Annotated in this window: 15 protein-coding genes; 3 read left to right on the plus strand and 12 right to left on the minus strand. The window is 39.5% G+C overall.

The window, feature by feature from the left end:
• Positions 1 to 121: 121 nt before the first annotated feature.
• The 8 genes from IPP32_07925 to IPP32_07960 all read right to left on the minus strand — a co-directional run bounded on the left by IPP32_07925 (position 122) and on the right by IPP32_07960 (position 7,408).
• A complete protein-coding gene (locus IPP32_07925) occupies positions 122 to 1,108 on the minus strand; it encodes a T9SS type A sorting domain-containing protein (protein MBL0048005.1) in 987 nt (328 codons plus the stop codon).
• A 110-nt stretch (positions 1,109 to 1,218) separates the two neighbouring features.
• Positions 1,219 to 1,836 (minus strand): WbqC family protein, encoded by a 618-nt coding sequence (locus IPP32_07930; GenBank protein ID MBL0048006.1) that lies wholly within the window; start codon positions 1,834 to 1,836, stop codon positions 1,219 to 1,221.
• 52 nt (positions 1,837 to 1,888) lie between these two features.
• Positions 1,889 to 3,118 (minus strand): signal peptidase I, encoded by a 1,230-nt coding sequence (gene lepB / locus IPP32_07935; GenBank protein ID MBL0048007.1) that lies wholly within the window; start codon positions 3,116 to 3,118, stop codon positions 1,889 to 1,891.
• Positions 3,119 to 3,304: 186 nt separating this feature from the next.
• The gene (gene dapB / locus IPP32_07940) at positions 3,305 to 4,024 is read right to left on the minus strand and encodes a 4-hydroxy-tetrahydrodipicolinate reductase (protein MBL0048008.1); all 720 of its coding nucleotides are present in this window, start codon (positions 4,022 to 4,024) and stop codon (positions 3,305 to 3,307) included.
• A 253-nt stretch (positions 4,025 to 4,277) separates the two neighbouring features.
• Complete coding sequence (locus IPP32_07945) at positions 4,278 to 4,919, minus strand: hypothetical protein (protein MBL0048009.1); 642 nt, start codon at positions 4,917 to 4,919, stop codon at positions 4,278 to 4,280.
• 60 nt (positions 4,920 to 4,979) lie between these two features.
• Positions 4,980 to 5,906 carry a ParB/RepB/Spo0J family partition protein gene (locus IPP32_07950; protein MBL0048010.1) on the minus strand — a complete coding sequence of 309 codons (927 nt, stop codon included), beginning with the start codon at positions 5,904 to 5,906 and terminating at the stop codon, positions 4,980 to 4,982.
• Positions 5,899 to 6,711 carry a ParA family protein gene (locus IPP32_07955; GenBank protein ID MBL0048011.1) on the minus strand — a complete coding sequence of 271 codons (813 nt, stop codon included), beginning with the start codon at positions 6,709 to 6,711 and terminating at the stop codon, positions 5,899 to 5,901. Before IPP32_07955 ends, IPP32_07950 begins: the two co-directional genes overlap by 8 nt.
• A gap of 16 nt (positions 6,712 to 6,727) precedes the next feature.
• Positions 6,728 to 7,408 carry a metal-dependent hydrolase gene (locus tag IPP32_07960; protein ID MBL0048012.1) on the minus strand — a complete coding sequence of 227 codons (681 nt, stop codon included), beginning with the start codon at positions 7,406 to 7,408 and terminating at the stop codon, positions 6,728 to 6,730.
• Positions 7,409 to 7,541: 133 nt separating this feature from the next.
• On the opposite strand from IPP32_07960, the gene IPP32_07965 reads away from it, so the two are divergent.
• Positions 7,542 to 8,066 (plus strand): NAD(P)H-dependent oxidoreductase, encoded by a 525-nt coding sequence (locus IPP32_07965; GenBank protein ID MBL0048013.1) that lies wholly within the window; start codon positions 7,542 to 7,544, stop codon positions 8,064 to 8,066.
• 21 nt (positions 8,067 to 8,087) lie between these two features.
• Positions 8,088 to 8,456: a hypothetical protein gene (locus tag IPP32_07970; protein MBL0048014.1), complete on the plus strand. Its 369-nt coding sequence runs from the start codon at positions 8,088 to 8,090 to the stop codon at positions 8,454 to 8,456.
• A 19-nt stretch (positions 8,457 to 8,475) separates the two neighbouring features.
• Here IPP32_07970 and IPP32_07975 read toward each other — a convergent pair whose 3' ends face one another.
• From IPP32_07975 to IPP32_07990, 4 genes are all read right to left on the minus strand, one after another.
• On the minus strand, positions 8,476 to 9,642 hold the full coding sequence (locus IPP32_07975; protein MBL0048015.1) for a proline dehydrogenase family protein: 1,167 nt from the start codon (positions 9,640 to 9,642) through the stop codon (positions 8,476 to 8,478).
• Between the two features lie 130 nt (positions 9,643 to 9,772).
• Positions 9,773 to 15,625 (minus strand): PKD domain-containing protein, encoded by a 5,853-nt coding sequence (locus tag IPP32_07980; GenBank protein MBL0048016.1) that lies wholly within the window; start codon positions 15,623 to 15,625, stop codon positions 9,773 to 9,775.
• Between the two features lie 19 nt (positions 15,626 to 15,644).
• Positions 15,645 to 16,160, minus strand: coding sequence for a hypothetical protein (locus tag IPP32_07985; protein ID MBL0048017.1), 516 nt, complete (start codon positions 16,158 to 16,160; stop codon positions 15,645 to 15,647).
• Positions 16,161 to 16,507: 347 nt separating this feature from the next.
• A complete protein-coding gene (locus IPP32_07990) occupies positions 16,508 to 22,510 on the minus strand; it encodes a T9SS type A sorting domain-containing protein (protein ID MBL0048018.1) in 6,003 nt (2,000 codons plus the stop codon).
• A gap of 279 nt (positions 22,511 to 22,789) precedes the next feature.
• Between IPP32_07990 and IPP32_07995 the strand changes: the two genes are divergently transcribed.
• Positions 22,790 to 23,821, plus strand: coding sequence for a radical SAM protein (locus IPP32_07995; GenBank protein MBL0048019.1), 1,032 nt, complete (start codon positions 22,790 to 22,792; stop codon positions 23,819 to 23,821).
• Positions 23,822 to 23,824: the final 3 nt, after the last annotated feature.

The raw sequence follows: 23,824 nt of genomic DNA on the forward strand, positions 1-23,824 counted from the left end.
TATTTTTTAATGAATTAGTAATTTAAAAAATCGCCCGCAAAAGTAGAAATTTTATTGAAAGAACAGGTCAGATATGCCTCAGGTTTTTGGACTTATTTTTTTGTATATTATGTGCCTAACACTAATCGTGCAGGACAATCAATTTTAAGCTTTTATAGGCGGCAGCAGTTTGAACCTTTAGTGTGTAAACCCCCGAAGCATAGTCGGCAGTAGGAAGAGTTATTTCATGAAGTCCTTTTTCAAGAATGCTATATTTTTTAAGGTGAATCATTTTTCCATTTTTGTCGCAGATGCTGAGTTGAACCGGGCTGGATTCAGTTATGGTAAATTGAACATTAGAGGTGGTATTGGAAGGATTGGGATGAATGGAAAGCGCCAAAGATGATGAAGCGCTAAGCTCTTTTATTCCGATTGCTGTTTTATCTACAATTGGAAAAATTGCAAAATCAACATCCAGCGGCCAACTTCTGAGCATGGTGTACCAGCGGCCATTACTTTGTTTTTCCCAGGATAGTTCTGTTTTTAATGCAGATGAGTCTTTTGTTGAATACAAGCCTACTCTATCTGCTGTATCCAAATGACTCATGTCGAAACCTATTGCGAATTTGCCTTTGGTACTCACACCCCATTCAAAATCCAACACGGTAGGGTGTCCGGCAATGGTATCAATTGAATCTAAAAATAATTTACGAGAGGCGATAATTGTATCCGGGCAGGCTTTTGTGGTATTTCCTGCAGAAAAGCCAATGCTGTCTATTTTATAAATATTAACCAATAGAAAGGAATCTTGTGCAGCTTTTTTCTTGGCGGCAAAAAAGAACATTACTTTGCGAATGTTGTAGCGAGCGGTATCATCCACTAAAAATTCTTGTGCTTTGGCAATATCCCCAAAAAAATTTGTTCCTACTGCATAACCACCCAATTGGTCTTTGTACAAAGCTTGAGGAGACGCATTATACGCACATAAACCCAAGGTATCTGCACAACTTAAGGTTTTTACAAAAGCAATTCCATTTGTTCCGACTTTTTGTTCTTTCACAAAATTGCGTTGAGCAAAGCTTGCGCATGAAATTAATAGTGCAAGAAAAATCAAAATAACATGTTTCATCCCATCATTTTTAAGAGGCGCAAACTTACTATTATTATGGGCAATAAAAAAGTAATGAAGTGAAAGCGCAGGCTAAAAAATCTAAATTTTACAAAATTTGGAATTGCCGATTAGTAAATGCTTCTTAAATAATATTCGCATTCGTTTCCTAAATTAAACAGCGCATCTAAAATACTTAGGTTGGGAACAAATTCGTACTTGTTTTCGAAGACTTGAATGTAGGGTGGAAAATTTTTTTGACTTTTGATTTTAGGAGTAAATAGATTGCGCGCATCGGTTATTGATTCCGGTTCCGCATCATAGTGTGGGGTTAGCAGCGTTTTTATTTTGATGCCCATAATTTCAAGAATCTTTTCTTGTGCGGCTTGATTTAAATCCAGTAAAAAATCAAATTTTCTTTCAAAAAGTGGAAATAAATCGTCTTGATAAAATTCGAAAAACGGGGAAGCGTTGTAGGCACTAGAAATGCTGCGCCAATGCTGCAATTGCCACGGTGTTTTGTAATCAATGCGGATGTCTTTTGTAAGGCTTTTATTTTTGCGTTCTTGAAGCGGAATACTTAGCGTTTGTTTTCCATTGGCTGCTAAAATTTCACAGCGGTTGCGAAAGGTTTGCTTTAAAAAAAATTCGTGCTGCTCAATATGAATGGTTTGATGCGCAAGCAACTCACTGTAATACTCCGCCGGCGCAAAGTAAGCAGTGCTTAACAAAATGGAGTCGTGTTGCATAAAATGATGCTTCTAATTCATCTAGCAATTTGAAATAGATGCAAAATCATACTTAAACTTTTGCGCCTTTTCGTCTTCTGTAAAGTGCTAATCCCCCATAAATTAAAGCAATTACACCTGCAATGGGTAGGAAAAAGGAATGCGTTACACCATAATCGGTAATAAAGGAGAATACTCTATTCCAGCGTATTTTTTTAAAGAGATTGCTTTCATTAGGATCTAAACTCAACCATACAAACACACCTTTTCCAACAATGTGATCAATAGGCACAAATCCCCAAAAGCGTGAATCGGCTGAATTATGGCGGTTGTCACCCATCATAAAATAGTAATCCATTTTAAAAGTATAGGAATTGGCAACATTTCCATTTATGTAAATTATACTGTCTTTTACTTCCAATTTATTGTGCTCGTAAGTCTCTATAACTCGGGAATAAAGTGCAAGGTTCTTTCTTGTTAAATTAACAGTGGCACCTTCCTTAGGAATTACAATGGGCCCATAATTATCCACATTCCAAGGAAAATTTCTATCGTGTGGATACATGCTCATGGTATCCGCAAGTTTTGGATTTTCGATATAAGGTTCCACACTTTTCACCACGGCAATTTGTTTTACCTTTTCGACTGTTTCTTTGGTAAGCATCATCACATATTCACCCGGAGTTTCGAGCGGATTACCATCGGTAATATTTAGTTCTTGAATCGTTTTGGGATTAAGCATGGTTCCATCGGTTACCACATGGTAACGGAATTGCATGTTGGCCGGCTTTTCGGCCATTTTATTGTTGATGTAAAGCGTGCTTTCTTTTACCTGCAATGTATCGCCGGGAATGGCAACACAGCGTTTAATATAATTTTCTTGTTTATCCACCGGTCTGAAATCCTCCATAGGATAATTGAAAACCACCACATCGTTGTTTTTAATTTCGCCCAATCCCGGCAAACGGTAGTAAGGAAGTTTAATCCACTCTAAGTAAGATTTTGTATCGTCGGTAAATGGAAGTGTATGGTGGGCAAAAGGAAACGAAAGAGGCGTGTTAGGAATGCGTGCGCCATAACTCACTTTACTTACGAAAAGAAAATCGCCCACGAGCAAGGATTTTTCCATCGAAGAGGTTGGGATGGTGTAGGCTTCAATAAAAAAGGTACGAATTAAAGTGGCTGCAATCACTGCAAAAATAATGGCATCGGCCCATTCGCGCCCCATTGATTTTTTTTTGTCGCTTTTGCGGAGGACGAAGTATAATCCAAACGTGATTAATCCTAAGAAGATAACCACCATTATGTTTTTCTTTTTTGATTCAGCCATATTTTTTAGTACAAAGATTTTAGTATTTAGTACAAAGACTTCTATTGTTTATTTAATCGTAACTATTTGTTTCTTCCTAATCATTCGTTAATTGTAACAATTCGTTTATTCGTTACGATTCGTTTATCCGTAACCATCCGTTTATCCGTAACCATCCGTTTATTCGTAACCTAACACATCTTTCATGGTGAACACTCCTTTTTTACCTAAGAGCCATTCTGCTGCGAGTACTGCGCCCAACGCAAAACCTTTTCGGTTATGGGCGGTGTGTTTTATTTCGATGCTGTCAATTTCTGATGTGTATGTAATTGCGTGAGTACCGGGAACTCCTTCTTCACGAAAGGACTCAATTCCAATTTCTGCTTTTTCAGTTGATAGATGGTTCACCCATTTCGTTTTTTCAGGCAACACTTTTATAACATCTTCTGCCAGTGAAATTGCTGTACCGCTTGGCGCGTCGAGCTTTTGGAGGTGATGCGTTTCCTGCATACTTATAGTGTATTCGGGATTATTCTTCATCAACTCCGCCAATTTTTTATTTAATTCAAAAAACAAATTTACACCCACACTAAAATTGCTGGCGTAAAGGAAAGATTGATTTAATTGAGTAGCAATTAGCTTAACATCATTTAACTTTTGGTACCAACCCGTAGTGCCCATAACTATTGGTATTGCACTATTAAAGCAACGTATGCTGTTGGCCGCAGCCCATTGAGGTTTGCTAAAATCGATGGCAACATCCGCTAATTTTATATCGTCGTTGGTATAGGTGGAAGCATTTTGGGAGCTAACCTTTAACACAATTGTATGCCCGCGTTGAAGTGCAATAGCTTCAATTTCTTTCCCCATTTTTCCATAACCGAGCAATGCAATTTTCATTCAGCTAAATGTTTTGTTTTTTTATTTGCGTGCAAAATAACGGTATTGCTGTGAGCTTGCAAAACTTTGTTTGGAATTGAGGGAATATTGATTGAATTGAGATTTTTTAATATGGGGTTGCATTAAGCCAGAGGCTTTAATAATAGCTCACGCTCACAGGATGCGGGCGAATGTTTTGTAGAGCGCATGGTTGTGTTTACACTCGCAGGATGCGAGCGAAAGTTTGTTTTAAGGAAAGGGCGAGGCTTGGGATTCAAAATTTCAACCTCAAACTAATTCCCGAAGCAAATGTAGCTCCAGGAATTACTGCGGGATTCCATTGCAAACTTAAATCATCACTTACATCAAAGTAATATAAATTGGCATCCACGTTGGCATCCACAATATTTAAGATGTAGAAAAGTGCAAAACCAATCACGCTTAAATCGCGGTTGCGGCGGTAATAATCTTTGTAATCGATAAGGCTTTGCTGATTGGGATATTGTGTGGCATAGGCATCCACTGTTGTTTCGTCGCCATCCGAACGAAGAATTAATGCTTTTTTGAATTTGTTGTATTTCGCATTGTTGCTCGTAAAAAAATAAGCCATCGCACCAAAACCGCCATAAACAATGGGGATTTTCCAATATTTTTTATTGTAGGCTTGTCCTAATCCCGGAAGAATAGTTGAATAGAGTGTTGCTTTGCGCGGGGAATGAGCGTGTAGTTCAGCAGTTTTAGTGCTATCCAATTTAATGGCGGGCGCACTTGCATTATTAATTTTTACGGTATCAAAATTGGCTTTTTCTACGGTTGAATCACCTTCGATATGGGTATATGGATTTTGTGCAAAGCTGAAAACATATCCAAACAGCAAAAAGCAAAGAAGGCAAAAAATGTATTTTGTTTTTTTCATCAAGCGCTTGCGTTCAGCCAAAAATTCACTCAAAGTGGGTTAAGAAAAATTGTTTTGCACTTAAACACCAAGCATTGAAAGCAACTTATTTAAATCTTCATCCGAATTAAAAGGAATCACAATTTTTCCTTTTCCATTTGGTAGTCTTTTAAATTCGGCACTTTTACTGAACTTGCTTTTTAATTCGGAAGCAATTTTTTTATGTTCTCCACTTAGCTCAATTAATTTTTTAGCCTTGGGAACGCTAGTAGCAATCACCTCATCCGGTTCTTTTTCGTTGAGGCTTTTTACCATTTCTTCCACTTGGCGAACCGATAAATCTTGCTCTGAAATGGCTTCAAATAAAGCGATTTGAGTTTCTTTATCTTCTACATTAATAAGGGTACGAGCATGCGCCATCGAGATTTTACGTTCGCGCACTCCCAATTGAATTTCTATTGGAAGTTTTAACAAGCGTAAAAAATTGGTGATGGTAGAGCGTTGTTTACTTACCTTATTACTCAATTCTTCTTGGGTGAGGTTACATTCGTCAATTAAGCGTTTGTAGCTTATGGCTACTTCAATGGCATCGAGGTTTTCGCGTTGAATGTTTTCAACCAAGGCCATTTCGAGCATTGCCTGATCGTTTGCAACGCGAACATAGGCCGGTACTTCGGTTAAGCCTGCAATTTGAGAAGCACGAAACCTGCGTTCCCCTGAAATAAGTTGGTATTTATCATAACCCATTTTGCGCACGGTAACCGGTTGAATTATGCCGTGTTTGCGAATGGATTCAGAAAGTTCGAGTAAAGCTTCTTCTTCGAAATGGGTGCGGGGTTGAAAGGGATTGGCTTCAATTTGCTCCACTTTCAATAAAGGAACTGAACCGGAAACGTGATGGTCGCGAGAGCCATCGTTTTCCAACTTAGTTTGGGTAATATCTGTTTCCGAATTTTCTAACAATGCGCTGAGTCCACGACCCAGTGCGCTTTTCTTAATGCTACTCATCTTGTACGTCTATGATTTTTTCTTCTGAAGAAATTTTTGTTAAGTTATTTTTTTGCAATACTTCACGTGCTAAATTCAAGTAATTGATAGCACCTTTTGAGCTGGCATCGTGAATGATAATGGTTTCGCCAAAGCTAGGGGCTTCGCCCAACTTGGTATTGCGTTGTATAATGGTATCAAATACCATGGATTGAAAATGTGTTTTAACATCTTCCACCACCTGATTGCTTAAGCGCAAACGGATGTCGTACATGGTAAGTAAAATACCTTCAATCTCTAAATCGGTATTGAGGCGGGATTGAACAATTTTAATGGTGTTAAGTAATTTTCCTAAACCTTCTAAGGCAAAGTACTCGCATTGCACCGGAATGATTACCGAATCGGATGCAGTTAAGGCATTGATGGTAACCAATCCCAAAGAAGGAGAGCAATCGATAATGATAAAATCGTAATCATCCTTAATTTTTGCAAGGGCAGCACGCATCATACGCTCACGGTCGGGAAGGTTTACGATTTCAATTTCGGCACCTACTAAATCGATGTGTGCGGGCAATAAATATAAATTAGGCGAAGCTGTTTCAAGAATTATATCTTGAGGCTCCACTTCATTGATTAAGCATTCGTAAATGCTGGTTTTAATATTGCGTGGGTCAAAGCCAACGCCCGACGTAGAATTCGCTTGCGGGTCGGCGTCCACCAGTAATGTTTTAAATTCCAACACTGCTAAACTTGCAGCAAGGTTAATGGCGGTGGTAGTTTTACCTACACCTCCTTTTTGATTCGCTATCGAAATAATTTTTCCCATCCTCTTATCGTATTTATTAAAGTTCAACTGATGCGCCAATTTTCATTAAAATCAGCTCTTTTCCTGCATCTCGGAATTTTGAAAGCGCTTCTTCGTGATCTATTTTTATAGGTGGAAATGAATCGTAATGCATTCCCACTAGTTTATCGCATTTAATAAATTTGCTGCAAATTACCGCATTATCAATACCCATCGTAAAGTTATCGCCAATAGGCAAAAAGGCAAAATTCAATTGACGAAACTCACCAATTAGTTTCATGTCGTAAGTAAGTGCAGTATCTCCGGCATAATAAAAATTTCCTTCGCTGCTTTCAATAATAAAGCCCATTGCCACGCCGCCGTAAGCACCATCGGGCATACTGCTGGAATGCACTGCAGCCACGCATTTTACTTTTCCGAAATCGCACATCCACTTTCCGCCTACGTTCATTTCATGTCCGTTTTTCAGTCCTTGTTTGCGTAACCAGGATACCACTTCATAATTTGCAACAACAGTAGCACCGCTTTGTTCGGCAATTGTCATGCAATCGGCGATATGATCCGCATGCCCGTGAGAGACCAAAATATAATCGGGCATTATTTTGCTGATGTCGACCGCTTTTGCTAGCTCGTTTGGAGTAATAAAAGGGTCGAACAGTAATTTTTTACCATTCACAACGATTTCAAAACAAGAATGGCCGTAATATGTTATCTTCATAAATTTGTATTTCTTTGTCTTGGATTTATGCTGACAAAGGCATTTTACTAAAGGGCAAAGGTAGGGTTTATTCACCTTTTTTAAAGGCATTGTTAATTTCTTTTAAACACTTTGATTGTGAATTATTTAGCTTATGATTACACTCATTAATGCCACCAATAGACCCGATAACCAAACGCAGATTGTAGCACGTGCCTATTTGGATGTGCTCGAAGCCAGAGGCTTGGAAGTAAAATATTTTAGCTTGCAAAACCTACCGTTTGAGTTTTTAAAACTGGACAGTGAAAAAACTGCAGCAGAAAAGGCGGGAATGGCTGCTATTATTCAGGAGTATATTGCTTCGGCCGATAAGATAATTGTTGTATCACCGGAATACCAGGGAAGTTTTACGGGTATTTTTAAGCTCTTTCTTGATTTTATCCGTCCAGAGTTTTTTCATGGCAAAAAGATAGCCTTAGTTGGGGTTTCCAATGGCAGGGCCGGTAATTTGCGTGGTTTGGATCATCTTACCAATATTTTCAATTATTTACAAGCCAATGTACTGGCTCAAAAGCTCCCCATTTCGTCTGTTCACATCCTGGTAAAGGAAGGTAAATTGCTGGATGCCGCAACCCTTAAAGCGATTGAGAACCAATTGAATTTTTTCGAGAAGTTTTAGCTAAAGTGTATTTTTGAATCCATGAAAATCAGAATCAGAGGAAATTCCATTCGCTTGCGGTTGAGTAAATCCGAAATAGACCGATTTGGAGAAGTTGGAAACCTGGAAGAAAAAACCGAATTCCCAAACGGAACTTTTTATTATGCTTTATCTGCTGATAAAAGTGCAACTGAATTGACAGCCCAATTCGAAGCTTCAAGAATGACGGTGTTTGTTCCATTAAATATCCAAAAGGAATGGACCACAACAGACCGGGTGGGTTTTGAAAATAAAATGAAAACAGCTTCGGATAAGCAGTTATTTATTTTGATAGAAAAGGATTTTGTGTGCCTCGATCATACCACAGAAGACCAATCCGATAATTATCCAAATCCCAATCGGAATTGTTGATTGGAATTTAAACTTAAAATTATTTCCCGTTTCGGCGGCGACGCTCCTTAATAATGAGACTTAATTCGCGACCGGTTTGGCCTTTAACCGAAGTATTTTCCTGCGCTCTGCGAATGAGGTAAGGGAGCACTTCTTTGATGGGACCATACGGAACATATTTAGCTACATTATAACCGGCTTTGGAAAGGTTGTAGCTGATGTGGTCGCTCATGCCAAGCAATTGCGAAAAATAAATGTGTTTATCGTTTTTAGCTATTTTACTTGCTTCGATAAGCTCCACTAAGCGTAAAGAACTATTTTCATTATGGGTTCCGGCGCAAAGCGAAATTGTTTCTCGGTTAAGTATACAAAACTCAACAGCTGCATCGTAGTCTTTATCGGTAGCTTCTTTTGTGTCCTGAATGGGTGAGGGGTATCCTTTTTCGAGGGCGCGTTCCCGCTCTTTTTCCATGTAAGCCCCGCGCACCAGCTTAGCTCCTATGTAATAATTTTTTTGTCGGGCTTTTTCAAATGATTCTTTAAGGTAGGCAAGTCTGTCTTTGCGGTATAGCTGATAGGTATTATACACCACCGCTTTTTGGGTATTGTATTTTTCCATCATTTCATTGGCAAGGTCATCAATCGCCGGTTGAATCCAGGTTTCTTCTGCATCAATAAATAGAGGAACACCGGCGTTGTAAGCTGCTTCACAAATATTTTTAACACGTTGATGCACTTTAGCAAAATCAATTTCTTCAGCTTTAGTCAAAGGTATTTTAGCACTCACCTTTTCGAGAAGGGCTAGGGGCGCAACACCTGTAACTTTGAATACACTAAAGGGAATATTTTTCTCGCCTTTGGCGCGGGAAATGGTCGCAATAATTTCGCGGGTGGAGGCATTAAAATCATCATCACTTTCTTTGCCTTCGACCGAATAATCTAAAATGGTTCCAATATTGAAATTTCCTAGTTCGGCAATGGTCTTGTTGCAGTCTTCAATGGTTTCACCGCCACAAAATTGTTTGAATATGGTTGCTTTAACAGCAGATTTTATAGGAAGGTTAATTGCCAATGACCATTCGGTAAGCACTTTTCCAAGGTTAACCATCCAAGGTCGGCTTACCATATTGAACAACCAGAAGGAACGATTTAAGTCTGCATTTTTTTTAGCTGAAAAGGCAATTTCGGTATTGTCAAATGAGATCATAAATTGAATTTTTGTGCAAAGATAAAATTTAATAGACTACCCGCTTTTGGGAATGGAATGATACTGCTCAAAAAAGCAAAATCCGACCAAGCAGGGCTAAATCGGATTTTGCATAGTAGCGCTAATAAAATTAATTCACTACAAATTTTTGATAATACACAGATCCGAAAATATGCACTTCTGCCATATACACTCCGGCCGCTAATTGAATGTTAGGTTGATACGTATAGCTGGCTTCTTCGTTGATTGTAAAGTTGTTGTAAAACACCTTTTTCCCCATTGCACTATAAATAACAAGCTCTGCTTTTTCATTTACGAAATTAACGCCATATAACTCTAACGAAAAAGATTCACCCACTTTGGAAGGATTAGGATAAATCACAAAATTAAATGAGTTATCACGTGTTGTCCCGCTATTTGATTCAAAAGGAGAATAGCGTGGAACTGTAGCTCCAGTTGTGAAAGTACACGCAGTACCATAAGCGCTCCAAATTCCGGCATAATATGCCACTTCGATGGTGTAAGTGGAATTCGGCAACAGGTTTTGTTGTCCGCAGCATTGTAATGTTCGAGATAGGCTAAATGTGTTATTTGAATTGTAATTATAAAACACTTTTGAATAGGCCACGCCGCCAACATTTGTGATGCGATACGCATACATACTTGCGCCAGGAACAGCAGTACATGTGAGGGTATTGTTGAATTGCGCGGGACTTAGTGTTGTTCCGCAAATTCCGGTTATTGAAGTACTTGGCGCTGACGGAGTAGTTACAGAACATGCCGAGCCATAAGTAAGCCACACACCACCCACAAATGGTTTCACGCGTACACTATAAGTGGTGGCATAGCGTGGACCACCAGGTACTGAAGGGCTTGTAGGAATCCAAGTCAAGCGAAAATCCGTATTTCCATTGCCGCGGTAAACTACTGCTGTGTATCCGGGCGCAGTAAATTCATACTCATAATTGGTTGCACCGTTAACAGGGTTTGTAAATATTTGTTGATTGAGCGAAGCCAAAAGGATGTTACAATTGCTTAGTGAAGTAGTTGGCGAGTTTGTGCTTAAATCTAATTCACATGTTGCACCATAATTGCCCCATTCGCCCGGACGGTTGCCAAATGCAGCATTTGTTTTCCCAACAAGCGCGCGTGTTTGCACATCGTACTTATAGCCAAATCTCACCCGATCAATAAGCGGTGAAGCCTGATAAGCCCATACCAATCGGTAATCGAGGTTTCCACTAAATCGCTGCCAAGTGTGGTCATAGTTGTAGGAATTGCCTGAATTGTTTTCTACTATTTTGTACATGTAATCATTCGCACCGGGAAGGGAGTCGGTAAATAATTGATAATTTAAATCACTTATAGTATAGTTACAAAATCCAGGAGTTACTGGATTGTTTCGCAATTTAATTGTTGGGAAGGCGCCTAATGATACAGGACACGATGCACCGTAAGGGCTCCATGTTCCATTTTTATAGTAGGCTACAGAAACGTCATAAGTATAGCCATAAATCACGCCGGGAGCCCATTTAAGGCGATAATCAGGGTTCGCATTGTTGCGGTAATGTTCAAAGTTATAACTGGATTGTGCACCGGAGCCAACAATTTTAAAGCGGTAATTGGAAGCGCCAAGAACCGGTTGGACAAAAATTTGACTGTATAAACTTGGAATAGTTGTACAATAAATTGGATTTAAGTTGGTAGTAGATATTTCCTTAACTTGTATATCATCAATATGTAAATTAGCCTGATTGGCATCACTGAATGCATGGAATCCAAAATAATAAGTACCGCTAAAGGATGGAATAAAAGCAGTTGAGGAGTCATTGCTATAAGTTGTATTTTGTATATTGTTTTTGCTGAAGAGCGAAGCATTTATTTGCATGTTAGCCGCATCAGCTAACAGTCCTGCAAATACTTCCAGTTTTTCGAGTTTTGATGCATTTGTTCCTTTGTACCAGAATGAAATTCGATAGGACTTACCAGCTAATAAATTAAGCGGTGCAGTAAAGAACCAATCCTCCTTCGCGCTAACAGCATCGGCATTCGCATTTATTGCCATGTGATTGTTGCCGCTGTGTGGCGCTAGCGTGGAAGTATGCCATTTTTCGATATCAGCAGGAAAATTGTCGTTGCTGATAATCATGCCACAAAACACAGCGGGGGGAGTAGCATTCTCAAAACCATAGGTATAGGGACTTGCAGCAGTTACGCCAACCGGAGCGATGCTAACAGGTGTTACTGTTACGACTAAACTATTTGAATTTGTGTTGCCACAAGAATTGCTATTAGTTACAAAATAAGTGCCGCTGCTAATTACATTTATTGCGTAACTTGTTTCAGTTGTATTCCATTCACCACCTGATGTATTGCCAAGTAAGGTAACACTTTCGCCTTCACAAAAGGTAAGTGGTCCGTTTGCCGTGATGGTACTTGCAGCCGGTAAAGCATGCACATTTATATTTGCATCGTCACAATCGCCGCTTCCATTTACAGGTAATAGCGAAGTATACCCGCTCCCCGGAGAAGTGCAAGAGAGTACAGGGGCGCCTGTATAATAGCCATCTAAATCGGCATCGAGATACCAGTTAAAAGGAATGCAATTGGCCACAAAGCTTGCACTTATGGTATGGTTGAGGATAACATTAGTAAAAGTATAAGAAGTAATTGCACCTTGTGAAATACCGTCCACAAGAACATCTTGCACTGTATAGCCGGCATCGGGTGTAATTGTGTAAGAGAGATCAGTACCACAATTTATTGTAGAGTTACCTAATGGAGAAATGATTCCGTTACTACCGGCGCTAGCACTTATCGTATTTGTTAAGAGGGTAACCACTTGGCTTGCAGCAACAGGGCACGTTCCGGCAGATGTTGCAGTAACAGTATAGTTTGTAGTGGTTAAAGGACTTGCAACAACACTTGTTCCCGAGGCTATATTTAACCCACTTGAGGGCGACCAGCTATAGGAAGATGCAGTTCCACTCATGAAAAATCGTACGTTGTTTCGTGCACTATACATATAAGTAGCACCTCCGCTATAGGTATCAACTGCGGCGGCGGTTACATTATCAGCCCGATAAAGCAGCGTACTTACATTTGTAGTTGTTCCATAAAGAGCAGTGTTTCCGGAGTTCCCGCCATTGTTGTTGGAATAATTTATTTCAATGAGTAAATTGCTCGTACCATCCCAAGTATAATTAGAATTAAATGTAATCGTATTCCAGCCATTGCCGCTAAGTGTATAGTTTGCTGCATTTCTGACAACAGTCCAACCCGATGTCAAGAATCCGGAGAGGTTAGTTAACGACGTATTTTGAATTTTTACTTGAAGGTTTTGCAGCACATAAGATGTAACTGCATTAGGCATATTCACCGCAAAACCAGATAGCTGTGCTCCTCCGATAATACCTAAACCATTTAACTCGGCAGCAGTAAAGAGCATTAACTGCTTTGAACCGCCATACCAGTTTTGCAGCGGGTTTGGGCCTAAAGTAGAGGAGGAGGAATTACCAACCGTAACAGAACTTCCATTTCCAAGTTCCACAAAACTTGGCGAAACACCTCCATTTGTGGTTAAATTAACATGTCCACCTCTGCAAAAGTCGGCCGAAACCGGGGCCGGTATTACAGAGAGCGCGGATTTAATTTGTGGAATGAGTTGAACTGCTTTTGAGATACTTGTTGATGAAGTAACATTTAAATTATCTGTGACGGTTAAGCTTACATTATAGTTTCCGTTTGCAGCATAGCTTACTGTTGGTGTGGGTGAAGTTGAAGTTGAAGGATTGCCACCCGGGAAACTCCAAGCATAAGAAACAACATTCCCCATAGAAGCATCACCATAGGTTACAGTATGTGCGCTGCAATCGGGATTAGCCTCATTTAATACTGTAATTTGTGCGTTAAGTGGACGCAAGTTAGCAAAGGAAGATTCCCAAACACCACGACCATAAGTATAGTAGCGAATTAGTGATTGTGAGGTACCATCATCATACAAAGTAAAATTTGTTGGAGCCCTTCGTCCTGGAAGATTTGTACTGTAATTTGTCCAAGTAATTTGACCTGCTTTTTTGTAGTACACCGCATTGTTGGTGGCAATAAAAACTAATTCCTGCGTACCACCAATTTCTTCAGCGATAATTTTTCTATGATTTACATTTGGCAGGTTGTAAGAAATATTTGTCCAAGTAGCTCCACCATCGCTCGAATAGTAAACTCTATTGTTTATGGATATATAAACTTTATTTGCATCGTTGGCAATAGCTGTAATACTAGCAAGTGAAGAGGATGCGGAAGGTAAATTAAAAGTGGTGAAGCTTGGGTTTGCCGCTAAAGCATTGGTTGAAACCTGAATTTTGCCATCGTTGGTTATCACATACAGTTGGTTAGGGTCGGCAACACAACTGTGCATAGCCATAACCGGAACTGTGAAAGTGAAAACAGAGGACCATGTGGGAGGAGCTGCTGAAAGATTTGTTGTTCGGTAAAGATTATTATCGGTAAACCACATAAATCCTAAACTGGTATTACTGCGATTAAAAGCAAGGTATTCCCAAAAATTTCCAGTGGTAGGAAGTCCGGATGATGACGTTGCTCCACTGCTTACTGACTTGCGATTGAGTTGTGTTTTTTCATAATAAAATCCGCCATTGGGTAGGTAGTCGTATTCTTTTTGTCGTGTATCATCGCCACCTCTATCGGTAAACCAACCGGCTGCATTTCTGAAAACTCGTCCATTGTCTTGTGTTCCTAACGTTACATAATTGCGGTCGGTATTACTGCTTTTTCCACAATTGTTGTAGGTTTCATAGGCATATAGTCCATTACTTTTGGTAGTCCAATTAAATCCGCCATCTGTGCTGAGCCATATCCCGCCATCGTTGCAACTAAAAAGTTTATTGGCATCAAACGGACTTTGCTGTACCTGATGCATATCCGTATGCACTTTTGTTGACCAGTGCGTAATTTCTGTCCAAGTGGCGCCATTATCAAGCGATAACCAAGTATTGTGTGCCTGTAACCATAGTTTAGAAGGGTCTGCTACATCCACCCAAATGGCGTTGTTGTAATTACCTTGTCCTGTTAAAGTATTATTGTTGTCGAAATCATAAAATGTAATATAAGGTAGGGATGCAGTTCCGGCACCTTCGGGTTTAGTAACCACAAAATTTAATCCACCATCGCTCGATTTATGCACAATTCCACCGCCACCAATAGCTTCAAAATAAACCACATTGGGATCGGCAGGAGTTACACCAATTCGACCACCGGCTTGAACAAAATTTACTGCAGTCGTAATTCCGGAAGTTATCTGCGTCCAATTGCTTCCAAAATCGGTTGAACGATAAAAGCGTGCACTATTTTCACGAGTACAAGCATACAAAGTACTAGAATTAGCCGCGGCATTTTGTTTTAAATCACAAAATTGTAATGCAGTTGAAGTAGTTGCCACCCAATTCGCACCGTTGTTGGTGGATTTGTAAATTCCTTTGTTTGTAGCTGCAACAAAAGTTGCGGAATTATTCGGATCTTGTATGATTTCAATAACAAGACAATTTGTTAAAGTCGACAAAGTAAATGTGTTTCCGCCATCGGTTGATTTGTAAATACCTTGTCCATTGGAATAATAATTGGCATCGCCTGAACCGAGATAAATAATTTGATCGTTGGTATAATCAATACACAAGGATGCACAACTACCGGTTAGATTTTCGGTGCCTGCTTTAACCGTCCAATTGGTGCCGCCATCATTACTTGCAAAAAAGCCGCCTTCTCCGGTAACTGCATATAATTTGTTGGGATCGGTGCTGTGAAATTTCATTTGACTAATGCGGCAAAGCCCATTAATTTGTCCCGAAACATTGACAGGGAAATTTGTAAATGTTGGATTTGAACCGGGTGTCCAATTCGCCAATTGAGCAAAAGATGTACTACCTGTTATTAAAAGAAGCAGTAAAAATTGGGTAAGTTTTTTCATATTCATTTTATTTCTTGAATTAGTTTTTGCCATTTTTTAATTCTTCTTCTTTCAATTCTTTATGTTGGGCATCAATAATGCGCTGTTGTTCATCGGGCGTAACAATTGAGCCGTCACTTTGCACCCAAGGTTGAACACTATAAAACCAACTTCTAAATGCACGCACTTCGGCAGCATAATTTGGTGAATTTGGTTTTTGTTTTCTTTTTTCACGTTCTTTTTCTCTTTCCTTTTCCCTGCTATTTTCATTACCCGTTTCTAATCCAACTTCTTTTTCGAATGAATCGGCTCCTTCCTGCATTTTTTCCCAAGGCTCTTCGGGTAAAAATCTATCTGTAAAAAAAATCCGAAACGCTTTAACGGTTTCAAAATAATTTTCATTTGGATCATTCATCATCGTTATCCATAAAGGGCTATTGCGGTATTCACTCTCTTTTGATGTATTTGATTGTGCTTGCGCTAAAGCATTGGTGAGTAGAATAAAAAGCAGCATTAGCTTTTGTTTTAAATAGCTTCGGAATAGTAGTTTTTTCATTTGGACATTTATTAAAATTTTGAGTGGGTAAATCTATTAGAATTTTAGCTAAGAAAACAGGACAAATGTTAGGTATGAAATCTACCTAAAATGCTATTGAACGTCAATATCAGGTTTTAAAATAATACCTATGAGGTTAATGTCTTACCACGTTAAAAAGTTTCTTTAAGACAATGATTTTGGACATTATGTTTTCTTGAAAAAAATTTTGTTCGAGAGTGATTATTAAAATTATTTTGTCAGGATAATCTAGACTATACCGCTTTTTAGTATAGAAGGATACCTTACTTAAAAACAAAATCCGATCTAGCAAGGCTAAATCGGATTTTGCAAATGCGAACCGAAAATTACTTCACTACAAATTTTTGATAGTGCACGGATTCCAGAATATGCACTTCTGCCATATAAACACCGGCTGCCAAGCGGATGTTAGGCTGATAAGCAAAGCTCGACCCTTCGGTAATCATAAAGCTATTGTTATAAACCTTTTTACCCATTGCACTATAAATAACAAGTTCAGCTTCTTGGTTTTTAAAATTAGTGCTATTTAATTCGATTGAAATACCTTCACTAGCCAAAGAAGGATTGGGATAAATAGAAAGATTAAAAGAGTTTTCATCTATCGTTACACTGTTTGATTCAAAGGGAGAATAGCGCGGAACAGTAGTCCCTGTGGTGAATGTACACGCAGGACCGTAAGCGCTCCATACACCGGCATAATAAGCCACTTCGATAGTGTAAGTTGCATTTGGCAAGAGGTTTTGTTGTCCACAGCAAGCTAATGTTCGCGCTAAGCTGAAAGTGTTGTTTGGATTAAAGTTGTAAAACACTTTTGAATAAGCTACTCCACCAACATTTGTAATGCGATAAGAATACATACTAGCGCCCGGAACGGCAGTACAGCTGATTGTGCTGCTGAATTGACCCGAAGATAGAGTTGTACCACATATTCCCAAAATAGTAGTGCTTGGTGCTGCCGGTGTAGTTACTGTGCAAGCTGCTCCATAATTAAGCCATACACCCCCAACATAAGGTTTAACCCGCACACTATAAGTAGTGGCATAGCGAGGACCTCCGGGCACTGCAGGACTTGTAGGTATCCATATCAAGCGAAAATCGGTATTCCCATTGCCACGGTAAACAACAGCTGTGTACCCGGGCGCCGTAAATTCATACTCATAATTGGTTGCACCGTTAACAGGGGTTGTGAAAATTTGTTGGTTGAGCGATGACAATAGGATGTTACAATTGCTTAGCGAAGTAGTTGGCGAGTTTGTGCTTAAATCTAATTCACAAGTAGCACCATAATTGCCCCATTCGCCTGGACGATTTCCAAAAGCAGCGTTTGTTTTCCCAACAAGTGCGCGTGTTTGCACATCGTACTTATAGCCAAATCTAACCCGATCAATTAATGGTGATGTCTGATAAGCCCACACCAAACGGTAATCGAGGTTTCCGCTATAGCGCTGCCAAGTGTGATCATAATTGTAGGAATTGCCTGAATTGTTTTCTACTATTTTATACATATAATCATTTGCACCTGATAGTGAATCGGTAAACAATTGAGCGTTTAAGTCGGAAATGGTGTAATTGCATTGCCCCGGGGTGAGCGGATTATTACGCAATTTAATTGTTGGGAAAGCGCCCAATGAAACCGGACATGAGGCGCCGTAGGGACTCCAAACACCATTTTTAAAGTATGCTACAGAAACGTCATAAGTATAGCCATAAATCACGCCGGGAGCCCATTTAAGGCGATAATCAGGATTTGCATTGTTGCGGTAATGTTCATAATTATAACTGGCTTGCGCGCCAGAGCCAACAATTTTAAAGCGGTAATTGGATGCACCCGGCACCGGTTGAACAAAAATTTGACTGTACAAACTTGGTATAGTGGTGCAATAAATTGGATTTAAGTTGGTCGTGGATACTTCTTTAACTTGAATGTCATCAACAAATAAATTAGCTTGATTGGCAGCGCTGAACGCATGGAATCCAAAATAATAAGTACCGCTAAAAGATGGAATAAAAGCACTTGAGGAGTCAATACTATAAGATGTATTTTGTATATTATTTTTACTGTAGAGCGGAGCATTAATTTGCATATTTGCTGCATCAGCTAACAGTCCGGTAAATACTTGCAATTTTTCGAGTTTAGCAGCATTAGTACTTCTGTACCAAAACGAAATTCGATACGATTTACCTGCCAATAAAGTAAGCGGAGCAGTGAAAAACCAATCCTCCTTAGCGCTAACACCATCAGCATTAGCATTTATTGCCATGTGATTGTTGCCGCTGTGTGGCGCTTGTGTGGAAGTATGCCATTTTTCGATATCAGCAGGGAAATTGTCATTGCTGATAATCATGCCACAAAACACAGCTGGGGGAGTAGCATTCTCAAAACCATAGTTATAGGGACTTGCAGCAGTTACGCCAACCGGAGCGATGCTAGCAGGTGTTACTGTAACGACTATACTATTTGAATTTGTGTTGCCACAGGAATTGCTATTGATTACAAAATAAGTGCCGCTGCTAATTACATTTATGGCATTACTTGTTTCTGTTGTATTCCATTCACCACCAGAAGTATTTCCAAGTAAGGTAACACTTTCGCCTTCACAAAAGGTAAGGGGTCCGTTTGCCGAGATGGTACTTGCAGCAGGAAATGCATGCACATTTATATTTGCATCGTCACAATCACCGCTGCCATTTGGAGGCAATACCGAAGTATATCCGCTACCCGGAGAACTGCAAGAGGCTATTGGGGATCCGGTATAATAGCCATCTAAATCGGCATCGAGGTACCAATTAATTCCACTACTTACCGTGATGCTCATTTGTAGGGCAATTCCATTTCCGCAAGCATTCGAAGGGGTAACAGTTAAGTCACCGGAAGTCGCTGAAAGCGAAAAATCGATGCTGATGGAATTACCGGTTCCAGAAATGCTTGCGCCTGTTCCGGAGTAGGACCAAGTGTACGTTACGCCAGCCACTGATGGAACTGTATAAGTCACATTCGTTTGACCAACACATACCGATGATGTAGAGGCGGTGAAGGAAGCAGGTTGCGAAGGCACTGAACCGTTAGTTCCAACTGAAAAATTTTGACTTACTGAACAACCTTGCGCATCTGAAACAGTTAAGGAGTAATTCTGTACACATAATCCACTGGCGGTTGCGGAACTTTGTCCATTTGACCATGCGTACACATAGGGTGCAATTCCATTTGAAATAACAGCACTTGCGGTACCATCGCAAACGGCAGGACAGGATGCGTTTACCGGAGTAACGTTTACAAGTAAATTACAAATAGGAGTATAGCAAACATTTAAACCCCACGTAGCTAGGCTACCACCATCTTGATCAGCAATATCGTTAACAATTAATTGCCACGTACCCGATAAGGCAGTTCCATCATAAATGCTTAGCGGATTTTTTGGTTTATAAAACAGTCCGCTTGTTGGTGGGCAAGGTAAAGCTGTATAAAGGTTTGCAGCTTCGTCGTCAAAATTTACATTAAAATTATCCTCACTTGCACAAATATTTTGCAACACAATATCGTTCACAGCACCCGGACTTCTTAGCGTAAAAGTTAAATCGTTTATCCACGAGTGAGTACCGGTTACGTTTACTAAATTAATATCGGAAATCGTTCCAGTAAACGGAATAACCAAATTGGAAGTAATTGTTGGAGCTCCAGTAGCTGAAATTGCAAGAGGAATATTTGTACTGTTAAATGTGGTGCAGTACACATTTGAAGTTGTAAAGCTAAATCCTGAACTAAAGTTTCCGGTAAAACAAGAATTAACAGCACGTACTCGCCAAAAGTAAACGGTAGATGAGCTGAGTGAACTTGCTAGGGTATAGCTGTTTGTGTTAATACCGTTAAACGTTTGCAATCCTATTGTAAAACCAGCATTTGTGGCGATTTCTAGATCATAGCTTAAAGCATTTGCACTTGAAGTCCATGTTAATGTTGGGAGCACACTTTGGCCCGTTGCATTATTAGCAGGGGTTTGCAAACTAAAATTTCCGGGGCTATCAAAAACGGTTAATCCGGTACTAAAATTTTTGTTAGAGCTGGCAGATGCAGCATCTACATTAAAAGTATAAGCACCACCAAGAGTTAAATTAGAAAGTGTGAGTGTACTGCTTGCCCCGGGAGTTATTGGATTGGGGCTAAATAATGCGGAAGCTCCAGGAGGTAAAGAGCTTGCAGTTAAGGTAATCGCACCTGTGTATCCTAAAATAGAAGAGGTATTAATAGTATAAACGGCAGCAACATTCACACACACATTTTGTGTACCGGGAGTTACAGAAAGTGTGTAATCCGGAATGGTGGGCGCGGTGATGGTAAAATTAGTATTACTGATATCGAAATAAACATTGTCAACTGCTTCCACTTTAATACGTGCAGTAGTGGTAGGAGAATTTGGAACAGTAATTATTTGAGAACCATCATTTGGAGTGTTCGCTAAAACTAGGGTAGGATAAGTGAAACCTCCATCGGTAGAAAGCAAAATATTAACATTCGCAGTACTAATAGGTGCTGCAGTGGTTCCACTTACATTCCAAGTAACTGTTTGAGTTGAATTCCCAATCCAAGAAACAGCTGTATTTGGAGCAGTCACTGCGAAGGCTCCCCCATTGTTCACCACATTAATCGATAAAGTTGTATCCGGATGCATTACACCGGCACCACCGCTCTTATTATCTCTTGCGGTTAGTCGAAAGTGTAGGGTACGTGCCACATTGGGCAATATTTCACCAATACTTGTCACGTTATTTACAATGTCTGAAATCTGCGGAAAAGTGCGTGATGGAGAAGTTGTGGGGCTAAATGGCCGGAACAGAGGAGCTGAGGCAAGGTTGGCATTCCAAGCACCGGCAGTTCCTAAATCGAATTGTTCCCATGAAAAGGTAAGCGGATCGTTATCGGCATCTGTGCCTGCACCTGTTAAAGTAAAAGGTGTGGAAATAGGAATTGATTTATTGGCGCCCATGCTGGTAACATTTGGAGCTGTATTTCCGGTTGCTGTGGTAACAGGACAAGTATTGCCGGTAGAAGTGGTGGAGTAAATTACAATTTCGTCGAAACTTCTTGTGCTAAAATAAGGAATACTATGTGGTGCCAAATCATCGGCACCACAAATACCGGCATAGGCCATAATTGTAATTCCACTTCCTGGTTCGTATGCTGAATTAGTAGATCTATTTCCACTACAACTTCCGGTTACACTATTAAAGGTATGGTTTCCACCGAACTGGTGTCCCATTTCATGCGCGACGTAATCAATGTCGAAATTATCACCAATTGGAGCATTCATTCCGGTAACACCGCGCGCTTTATTACCAGCATTGCAAATAACACCGAGTCCGGCAACGCCACCACCCCCGGTGCTAAATACATGTCCAATATCGAAATTGGCGGTACCAATAATGGTTGTAAGATTATTTTGGTTTTCTCCAAGCATGGTACTACCGCTGTTATTGGTGTAGGGATCGGTTGCAGCATTGGTATAAACAAGTAAATTGTTATTTGCTATCAGTACCAATCGAATGGCTACTTCACTTTCATATACTCCGTTAACGCGGTTTACGGAAGTAACCATAGCAGCAAGTGCAAGCGGAGTTGTACCACCGTGAAAAGCAGCATATTCGCCTGTGCAAGCTAGCGCCAAACGGTAGGTGCGCAAATTGGCGCCGGAAGTGCGTAATGCAGTGAGGTTAGACTCTATTGCTTTTTTTGAAATTATTTCGTTTGATGTTTCGCATTGAAAAGGTGAGCTTGACGGTGCATTTTTTTTATCATAACTGATATACTCTTCTGTAGTTCCTTTAGAATAGGGATCAATAACAATGGTTCCTTTCGGTGAAAGCACCAGTGCATGGAAACCATGTGGAGTAAAATCCAGTTTTATTTTTGCGCTTTTGTCATCTAATCCAACACCGGTATATGTTTTTATTTCAGGATATTTAGCGGCCAAATCGGGATGCATCACATTGTACTCGAAAATCTGAAATTTTTGGAAGCTGCCATCCGGAAAGGGAAGGTAAAATAGTTGTCCATTCCTCAGATCTGCAGTATTTGCAGGCTCATTTGGTGCGCTTGCAAGTTGATTTTGCAATTCTATTTTATTGATGTGAAGCGTGCGGTATGCACTAGGAATTGTAAACCGATCGGCTTTATTTACTATTTCAGTTTCAGGAATATCGGTCCAAACTTTTAATGCATTTGCATCTTGCGCAACTAATTTCGCACCACTAAAAAGAAATAGTAATACGAGTTGAATACGCAACACATTGTTGCTGAAATTGCGCGTAATTAAAGTGAAGTAGTTATTTTTCATAATGAGTTGAATGTTACTGAATGAAAGCGTTTTATTACCGGAAAGAATAAATTAATTAATGGTTGAATATAGAATAAATATTGCCGAATAAAAGTGATTTAGATTAATTTTTTAAAACTTATGATAAGTAATTGCAAGGATTGCCAATTGCAGCTCAAAAGGTGTATTATTTTTTTGCGTTTATCAAGTAGCAAGACTTTTTTTTAAAGAACATGATTTTGGACATATTGTTTTCGTGAAAAAAAATCTTGTTTTGTGGGTTTATTAAAATTCTTTGTCATGATACGATACACAGCCTACAAGAAATATTTATACTATTTGAATCATTTTTCAACTCCTAAAAAGTTATTAAATATACTTGAAAATAGAAGAGAATACAAAAGCGGAAAAGCTCGTTTAAAGAGTTATCCTTACAAGTATACCTTCGACCCTGGTAACGTTTGTAATTTGCGCTGTCCGGGTTGTCACACCGGTATTAAGCATGCAGAAATGGTAAAGCCGGCCTTTATGAAATTGAACGATTTTAAACACATGTTTGATCAAGTAAAGGATCGTGCAATAAGCATTGCGCTTTACAACTGGGGTGAACCTTTTTTAAACAAGGAAATTTTCGACATTATTGCCTATGCCAATGAGCAAAAAGTGGGAACCACTTTGCATTCCAACTTTAATCATTTTAATGAAAGTATGGCGGAGGAAGCTGTGAAATCGGGACTTACGCACTTGTATTTATCAATTGATGGAGCGAGTCAGGAGGTGTATTCGAAATATAGAGTGAAAGGAAATATAGATACCGTAACAAATAATCTGCAGTTAATGGTGGATGCTAAACGAAAAGGTAAAAGTTCGCTTCCCTTTGTCACCTGGAAATTTTTAAAATTTCCACACAATGAATTTGAATTGGAAACTGCAAAAGCAAAAGCAACCGAAATTGGGGTGAGCAACTTCGAGGTTTTTGATGCGAATTTAAAGTTGATGGATATATATGATGAAGCGGAAAATTACAGAAAGGATCCAGCGTTACTTGATGGCTTAACCAGCAATTGCAAAAGTTTATGGGCAAGTATTTATGTAGGTGCGGATGGAACAGTATTTCCTTGTTCCCTTGCTTTTCGACCAAGTGAATCATTTGGGAACTTATTATCTTCGGATTTTAAAACGATATGGAATAATGAAAAATACGTGACCTCCAGATCTATGTTTTCAGATCAATCAAAATTAGATAATGTACCTTTGCCTTGTAAAGGTTGCAAGTATTTTTTAAAGTGCAGTGCACCTTCAAAACAATTGCAAGAAATACTTGTTGTGTAAACA

The sequence above is a fragment of the Bacteroidota bacterium genome, from assembly GCA_016721765.1.
GTDB lineage: Bacteria > Bacteroidota > Bacteroidia > UBA4408 > UBA4408 > UBA4408.